General features: G+C 59.6%; 10 protein-coding genes. 1 reads left to right on the plus strand and 9 read right to left on the minus strand.

Annotated elements, in window-relative coordinates:
* The coding region (locus EJC47_RS20425; RefSeq protein ID WP_148110565.1) for an IS66 family transposase at positions 1-503 on the plus strand (503 nt) is incomplete at its 5' end.
* Positions 504-717: 214 nt separating this feature from the next.
* Here EJC47_RS20425 and EJC47_RS20430 read toward each other — a convergent pair.
* From EJC47_RS20430 to EJC47_RS20470, 9 genes are all read right to left on the minus strand, one after another.
* Positions 718-1,017: a 2Fe-2S iron-sulfur cluster-binding protein gene (locus EJC47_RS20430; protein ID WP_126849544.1), complete on the minus strand. Its 300-nt coding sequence runs from the start codon at positions 1,015-1,017 to the stop codon at positions 718-720.
* A 4-nt stretch (positions 1,018-1,021) separates the two neighbouring features.
* Entirely contained in the window at positions 1,022-1,234 is a 213-nt protein-coding gene (locus EJC47_RS20435; RefSeq protein ID WP_126849545.1) for a 2-hydroxymuconate tautomerase, read from the minus strand.
* Positions 1,235-2,005, minus strand: coding sequence for a 2-keto-4-pentenoate hydratase (locus EJC47_RS20440; protein WP_126849546.1), 771 nt, complete (start codon positions 2,003-2,005; stop codon positions 1,235-1,237).
* A gap of 10 nt (positions 2,006-2,015) precedes the next feature.
* On the minus strand, positions 2,016-3,047 hold the full coding sequence (gene dmpG / locus EJC47_RS20445) for a 4-hydroxy-2-oxovalerate aldolase (protein WP_126849547.1): 1,032 nt from the start codon (positions 3,045-3,047) through the stop codon (positions 2,016-2,018).
* Positions 3,044-3,982 carry an acetaldehyde dehydrogenase (acetylating) gene (locus EJC47_RS20450; protein WP_126849548.1) on the minus strand — a complete coding sequence of 313 codons (939 nt, stop codon included), beginning with the start codon at positions 3,980-3,982 and terminating at the stop codon, positions 3,044-3,046. The genes dmpG and EJC47_RS20450 overlap by 4 nt, the downstream gene beginning before the upstream one ends.
* A gap of 23 nt (positions 3,983-4,005) precedes the next feature.
* A complete protein-coding gene (locus EJC47_RS20455; RefSeq protein WP_126849549.1) occupies positions 4,006-4,818 on the minus strand; it encodes a 2-keto-4-pentenoate hydratase in 813 nt (270 codons plus the stop codon).
* A 4-nt stretch (positions 4,819-4,822) separates the two neighbouring features.
* The gene (locus tag EJC47_RS20460; RefSeq protein WP_126849550.1) at positions 4,823-6,295 is read right to left on the minus strand and encodes a 2-hydroxymuconic semialdehyde dehydrogenase; all 1,473 of its coding nucleotides are present in this window, start codon (positions 6,293-6,295) and stop codon (positions 4,823-4,825) included.
* 52 nt (positions 6,296-6,347) lie between these two features.
* A complete protein-coding gene (locus EJC47_RS20465) occupies positions 6,348-6,764 on the minus strand; it encodes a GlcG/HbpS family heme-binding protein (RefSeq protein WP_260591695.1) in 417 nt (138 codons plus the stop codon).
* Between the two features lie 17 nt (positions 6,765-6,781).
* Positions 6,782-7,062: VOC family protein (locus tag EJC47_RS20470; protein WP_185867747.1), on the minus strand; the 281-nt coding region annotated here is incomplete at its 5' end.

The following is a 7,062-nucleotide window of genomic DNA, read 5'->3' on the forward strand; positions in this document are numbered from 1 at the left end:
AAGTACTGCGCCGCTTCTCGGCGATCTACAAGATCGAGGCAACGCTCAGGGGCAAGTCGCCCGAACGGCGGTTCGAAGGCCGGCAGCTGATGCTGAAGCCGCTGTTCGACGACCTGCGCGACTATCTCTCGAAGAACCTCGCCCGGTTCAGCACCAAGGGCAAGATGGCCGAGGCGATCAACTACACGCTCAACCACTGGCAGCAGCTCACCTATTGCCTGCTCGACGGCCGCGTCGAGTTGGATACCAACACGGTCGAAAGAAGCATCCGCCCGATTGCCCTGTCGCGCCGCAACTCGTTGTTCGCCGGCAGCGATGCCGGAGCCGACAATTGGTCGGTGATCGCGAGTCTTCTCGAAACGTGCAAGCTCTCGGACGTCGATCCACTCGCCTGGCTCACCACCACCCTGCAAAAGCTTGCCGCCGGTCATAGCAACAAGGACCTCGATTCCCTCATGCCCTGGCACTTCCCCAAGATCGCCGGGCGCAACGCCCCCTCCTAAGACGCTTGACCGACACGGTTCCGCCACGTGGGTCTGGGATGACGGATACCTCCGACCTCAGTGAAGCCCTGGAAAAGATCCAGGACACGATCGGAAGATTGACCGATTTATATCCCGAGAGCCTCACTTGGGGTGACTGAAATTCTATGTCGCGTTACGTACCTTTGCCGGGATTGACCCCAACATGGCCTTCACCGAATGCCTACTTTTGAACTCACTCCGATCCTGGCAGAGGTTCCCTAACTGCTATCAACAGATCGCCGGCGGGGAACAGGCGACAGGCAAGCGCAAACCCTGCTTCCCGATCAGCTTCCGAAACCCTTTCTGCGCTCATCTTTCCGGTCTTGTAGTCGCCATTGACGACCCTGATCCGGCAAAGTCCGCACCCGCCACCCCTGCAGCCAACACCGATATCATCAGCCCCGCATCGCTCCATCGCGATCAGAACCGGTTCGTCTTGACCGCAGTCAAACTCCGCTCCGCCGACAATACGAATCCGATGCAGCTGTCCCAAGGCGTTAATCCGACGTTCCGGCTTTGGCAGCCGCCTTCGCCGCGAAAGACTGACCTCCCACAGCGAAATGACTCGGGGCCATTTCGCGTAAAATGATTCGAATCGATTCACGCGGTGCACCGATCGATGTAATCGCCGCGTCAGTCAGCGCCTCGATCAACCTCTCCTTATCGTGGGCAGACCTCCCTTCAAGCATGTTGACCTCAATAATTGGCACTTACGCCTCCACTTGGAACGTGACGGTGCCCAAGCCCTGGATCGTCGTACGAACGGTCTGCCCCGGGGCAAGGCTCGGCGCGGCGGTAATACCGCCCGCCATGACGATATCACCTGCGTTGATCTGCTCTCCCGCCTCGGCGACCAACCGTGCCGCCGCAACCAACGAACGCAGCGGATGGCCGAGAATCGCTGCAGTCGAACCAACCTCGGTCACGAAACCGTTTATTTCGAGGATCACGCCCAGATTGGAGAAATCCTTGGCGGGATCGTTCCACGGGCCAATCACAAGGCCGGAAGATGAGGTATTGTCTGCAATCACATCGCAAAGAGAGAATTTGAAATTCTCATACCGACTGTCGATTATCTCCATTGCCGGAGCGATCGCCTCCACCGCCGCCAAGGCTGCCGCGCCCGTGACCCTTCCCGACAACGGTGCTTTCATGAGGAAGGCCACTTCCGGTTCGACTCGAGGGTGGACGAAACGTACCCGCGACATCGCGGAACCCTCCTCGATCAGCATCGCATCAGTGAGGCGGCCCCAGGCCACCTCATCGACCCCCACCTGCAGCATCTTGGCCCGACTCGTGAGGCCCATTTTGACGCCGATCCGCCGCTCTCCACGCGCCAGGCGGCGGTCCACAGACAACTTCTGGATCCTGTATGCGTCGGCTACACTCAACCCCGGATCGCTGTGGGTCAGCTGTCGAGTCGCACAAGCGTTGAGCGCGGCGCCATCTAGAATTTCAGCGTATCCTTGAAGTCTGTCCATTACCATTGGCCTACGCTGCCCGCTCAGAAATTATATCAAGGGCAACATCCACGATCATGTCCTCCTGCCCGCCGACCATACCCCGCTTACCAAGTTCTAGCAGGATTTCGCGGGTGTCGAGCCCATATTGCTCGGCTGCTTTTTCTGCGTGCCGAAGGAAGCTCGAGTAAACCCCAGCATAACCCAGACTGAGTGTCTCGCGATCAACCCGCACCGGACGATCCTGCAGCGGGCGAACCAAGTCTTCCGCCGCATCCATCAGCGCCATGACATTGCAGCCGTGGTTCCAGCCCTTGCGATCGGCCGCCGCAACGAACACCTCTAGCGGGGCATTACCTGCTCCTGCACCCATGCCGGCAAGGCTAGCATCGATCCGGACTGCCCCTTCCTGGGCAGCGACGATCGAATTGGCGACACCAAGCGAGAGGTTGTGGTGGGCATGCATGCCGCGCTGGGTTTCCGGTTTGAGCACCCGTTCATAGGCGCGCAGGCGATCGCGCACCCCGTCCATGTCGAGGGCACCCCCGCTGTCGGTCACATAGACGCAGTGTGCGCCATAGCTTTCCATCAGCAGCGCCTGCTGCGCCAGCGCCTCCGCATCGATCATATGGCTCATCATCAGGAACCCTGAGACGTCCATGCCAAGATCGCGAGCGATGCCGATATGCTGCCTGGCGACATCGGCTTCAGTACAATGGGTGGCGACCCGCACCGAACGCACTCCCAGCGAGTAAGCCCGCCGCAGTTCCTCGACAGTACCGATCCCCGGTACCAGAAGCGTGGTCAGCACCGCGTTCTTGACGACATCGGCAGCGGCCTCGATCCATTCCCAGTCGGTATGGGCGCCGAACCCGTAGTTGAACGAGGTGCCGTTGAGGCCATCGCCATGCGAAACCTCAATCGCATCGACGCCGGCATCATCGAGCGCCTTCGCGATCGTGCGGACGCTGTCTGTGCCGTACATGTGCAGGATGGCATGCATCCCGTCACGCAGGGTGACATCCTGGATGTAGAGCTTGCTGGTTTCAGGATTGAAAGTCATGCTGCCGCCTTCTCGATTTGCTGTTGGGCGAGACGCTCGCCAGCCGCCTTGGCTGCGGCGGTCATGATGTCGAGGTTTCCGGAATATTTGGGCAGATAATCGCCCGCACCTTCAACCTCTAGAAAGACGCTGGTCTTGAGCCCCTCGAACTCGCCATAGCCCGGAATCTTCAAGGGGTGGTTCGAACCGAACCGCTCGAACTGCACTTCCTGCTTAAGCCGATAGCCAGGCACATAAGATTGGACGGTCTGCACCATGTCCTGGACCGAGGCTCGGATTTTGTCCTCATCGACTTGGTCGGTCAGCGTGAAGATCGTGTCGCGCATGATCATCGGCGGTTCGGCCGGGTTGAGGATAATGATCGCGCGTCCGCGGCCCGCGCCGCCGACCGCCTCGATCGCCTTCGCAGTGGTCCGCGTGAATTCATCGATATTGGCCCTCGTTCCGGGTCCGGCCGAGCGCGAGGACACCGAGGCCACGATTTCGGCATAATGGACCGGAGTAACGCGCGAGACCGCAGCCACGATCGGAATCGTAGCCTGTCCCCCGCAGGTGACCATGTTGACATTGCGGACACCGCTTTTGAGCGCGCCACCCACCGGCGGCACGAAGAACGGACCGATTGCTGCTGGGGTCAGGTCGACCACCAGCTTGCCGTCCTGCTGCAGAGCGGCGTCATGTTCCTTGTGAGCATAGGCCGAGGTAGCGTCAAAGACGACGCCGATCTCGGGATAGACCGGCAGCTTGCGCAGCCCTTCAATCCCTTCATGTGTGGTGGTCACGCCACGTTCACGGGCCATTGCCAGCCCTTCCGAAGCAGGGTCAATTCCGACCACTGCGGCAAGTTCTAGCATGTCAGAACCCTTGAGCAGCTTGATCATCAAGTCGGTGCCGATATTGCCCGAGCCTATGATTGCGCATTTCATCTTGGCCATCTTTTTGTCTTCCTGTTCCGTCGTCAGCCGGCGTTGGCAGCGAAGGCTGCACGCACCGTTCCGACACCATTGATTCTCGCTTCTACGACATCACCGCGATTGACTTGGGCCATCGGCCCCAAGGCACCCGACAGGATCACATCGCCTTCGAGCAGCGGCCGTCCAACCCGCGCCATGACCCTCGCCAACCACAGCGCTGCAGTTATCGGGCTGCCCAGACACGCTATCCCCGCACCGAGGGAAATCGGCTCGCCCTTTACTTCCATAACCATTCCGCACGCGCGCAGGTCGAGCCCCTCAAGCTTGCGCGGGATCGCGCCAAGCACAAACAGCCCGCTCGAAGCATTATCGGCTACAGTGTCCCAGATTCGGATGTCCCAGTTGGCCACTCGGCTGTCGACGACCTCGATCGCCGGCACGACATACTCGACCGCGCGAATCATCTCCGCCGTGGTGACGTCGGGATGCGGAAGGTCGCGGCCGACAACTATGGCGATCTCTGCCTCGACCTTAGGCTGGATGACCTGCCCGAGCGAGATTGGGATACCTTCGGGCACGTCCATGTCAGCAAACAACATGCCGTAATCCGGCTGATCGACACCCAGTTGCCGCTGAACCGCGAGTGAGGTTAGGCCGATCTTGCGCCCGACCAAACGTCGGCCACTGTCGAGGGAGTGCCGGGTATTGGCATCTTGCACCGCATAGGCAGCGTCCAGGCCGCCCGCCGAAATCAGGTCGCGCACCGGCGCCACCGGTGTTCCGCTCGACGCCGCGCCGCGCAGCATCTCAGCTGCCTTCTGGATAATTCTAGGATCGATCTTGGTTTCTATCGTCATAATCTTACAGCTTCACGCAGATGTTTTCAGATTCGGTATAAAATTCGAGGCTGTGTCCGCCGCCCTCCCGGCCAATACCTGAATGTCCCGATCCACCAAAAGCGGTCCGGAGATCGCGGAGGAACCAGCAATTGACCCAGCACACACCAACCTGCATCGCTGCAGCGACACGGTGCGCCCTTGAGAGATTCTCTGTCCAGACTGTCGCACACAAGCCGTAATCGGTGTCATTGGCCAGAGCGATCACCTCGCCTTCGTCATCGAAGGGGATGAACCCGCAGCATGGACCAAAAATCTCCTCGCGCATAACCGAACTGTCGTGTGCCAGACCAGTCCACAAGGTCGGTTCGACATAGAAGCCGCCTGCTTCAGTGCCCTCGATCCGGGGAATCCCGCCGCCGGTGACTACATTAGCCCCTTCAGCGACCGCTCGCGCATAGAAGCCAAGGACCTTTTCCTGGTGTTCGGCGCTGATCAGCGGGCCAAGATAGGCTGGGTCGCCGATACCCCCGGGCTTTAACGCCTTGGCAGCAATCGTCATTCGCCTGACAAATTCGTCGAACAAGGGCCGCTCGACATACACCCTTTCTGTGCCAAGACAGACCTGCCCGGTATTGAGGAACACAGAGCGGGAGATGCCCTCGATCGCCTTGTCGAGATCGGCGTCGGCAAAAACGATGGCGGGATTCTTGCCGCCGAGCTCGAAGGAAATATCTCGGACGCCGACTGCTGCCTTCTGCATGATGGCTTGTCCCGTACCGGTCTCGCCGGTGAAGGTGATGGCATCAACGTCCTTATTGGAGGTCAGGAATTCCCCCGCCGATCCTGCGCCAAACCCGTGAACGACATTGTAAACACCCTCAGGCATTCCCACAGCATTCATAACTTCGCCCAGCAACGTGGCGGTCCGCGGTGTCTCCTCCGAAGGCTTGACGACCACCGTGTTGCCGCACGCAAGCGCCGGACCGACCTTCCAGGTCATCAGCAGCAGCGGGAAGTTCCACGGGCAGATTACTGCGACAACGCCCTTTGGCTTACGCACCACGTAGTTGATTGCCTGGCTGCCGTCGGGAGTCGGCGTGATGAACGACTCCGCGGACATGGTTGCAATCACGTCGGCGAACATTCGGAAATTTGCCGCACCCCGTGGAATATCGATGTGCGAGGCTATCTGACGGGGTTTGCCTGTATCGGCAACTTCGGCCTCGAGGAAATCTTCGGCACGCCGCTCTATCTCGAAAGCAACGGCGGTAATCAGCTTGACCCGTTCGGCCGAGGTCATTCGGCCCCATGGGCCGTTGAGCGCCGCCTTGGCCACCGACACCGCATCTGCCACGTCGCGTTCGCTGGCTTCGTGGACGAGTCCTGTCTGCTGCCCGGTGGCGGGATTGACGTTGACGAACGTCTTACCCTCGCTGCCCTTGCGAAACGAGCCGCCAATAAAATTCTGGATGGTATCAGTGACGGGAAGAAACATGGTGTGATTGACCGCCTTTGTATTGACTATGCTAATTGGTCTGACCCAGCAGTTATTTCTGCATTGCACGGACCGCGGCGGCGCCGGCTTTGGCGCAGGTAATATCCTGTTCTTCGGTCCCCCCGGAGACCCCGATCGCTCCGACGCATTCGCCGCCGATCTCGATCGGCAGGCCCCCGCCGAACATCGCGATCCCAGGCTGCGCGGCGATCCCGCTGCACAGCGCCGGATTACCAGATACCGTCCGATAGAGTTCGGGACCTGGCATCCGGAAACTGGCGACAGTATAGGCCTTGTCCTGGGCGATCTGAGTGGATGGGAACGGGGTTCCGCTGGCGCGCAGAAATGCAACCAGTTCGCCGCCGGCACCAACGACCGCGGCAGTGACGGGACATCCAAGTGCTATGCCTTTGGCGACAGCCGAAGATACTGCGCTGGCGGCCAAACCATGGCCAATCGTCTTGATCACTGCCAAGCCGTCCATGGTCAGGTGTTCACCGTCATGAAGCGATCATGCAGAACTTTTTCATAATAGAAGATCGCCTTCCCGGCATTTTCGGCCTGCCACATTCTGCGGGGATTATCGGGATAGTAAATATAGCCGCCGCAGAATGTTTCGTTGCGATTGCCAGAGGGATCGAAGAAATAGATCGTCTGTCCACGAGTTATTCCGTGACGCGTCGGGCCGATATCGAGCGATATATCAAATCGACTGATAATATCTGCCGCATGCCCGACATCATGCCACGACTCCAGGTTGAAGGACG

It is taken from the genome of Sphingomonas sp. TF3, from assembly GCF_003985085.1.
Lineage (GTDB): Bacteria > Pseudomonadota > Alphaproteobacteria > Sphingomonadales > Sphingomonadaceae > Sphingomonas.

What these genes read in the sequence shown, in the direction of transcription:
- EJC47_RS20450 (WP_126849548.1), bottom strand. Translation starts at nt 3,982, where the DNA reads ATGGCCAAGATGAAATGCGCAATCATAGGCTCGGGCAATATCGGCACC.
- EJC47_RS20440 (WP_126849546.1), bottom strand. Translation starts at nt 2,005, where the DNA reads ATGGACAGACTTCAAGGATACGCTGAAATTCTAGATGGCGCCGCGCTC.
- dmpG (WP_126849547.1), bottom strand. Translation starts at nt 3,047, where the DNA reads ATGACTTTCAATCCTGAAACCAGCAAGCTCTACATCCAGGATGTCACC.
- EJC47_RS20460 (WP_126849550.1), bottom strand. Translation starts at nt 6,295, where the DNA reads ATGTTTCTTCCCGTCACTGATACCATCCAGAATTTTATTGGCGGCTCG.
- EJC47_RS20455 (WP_126849549.1), bottom strand. Translation starts at nt 4,818, where the DNA reads ATGACGATAGAAACCAAGATCGATCCTAGAATTATCCAGAAGGCAGCT.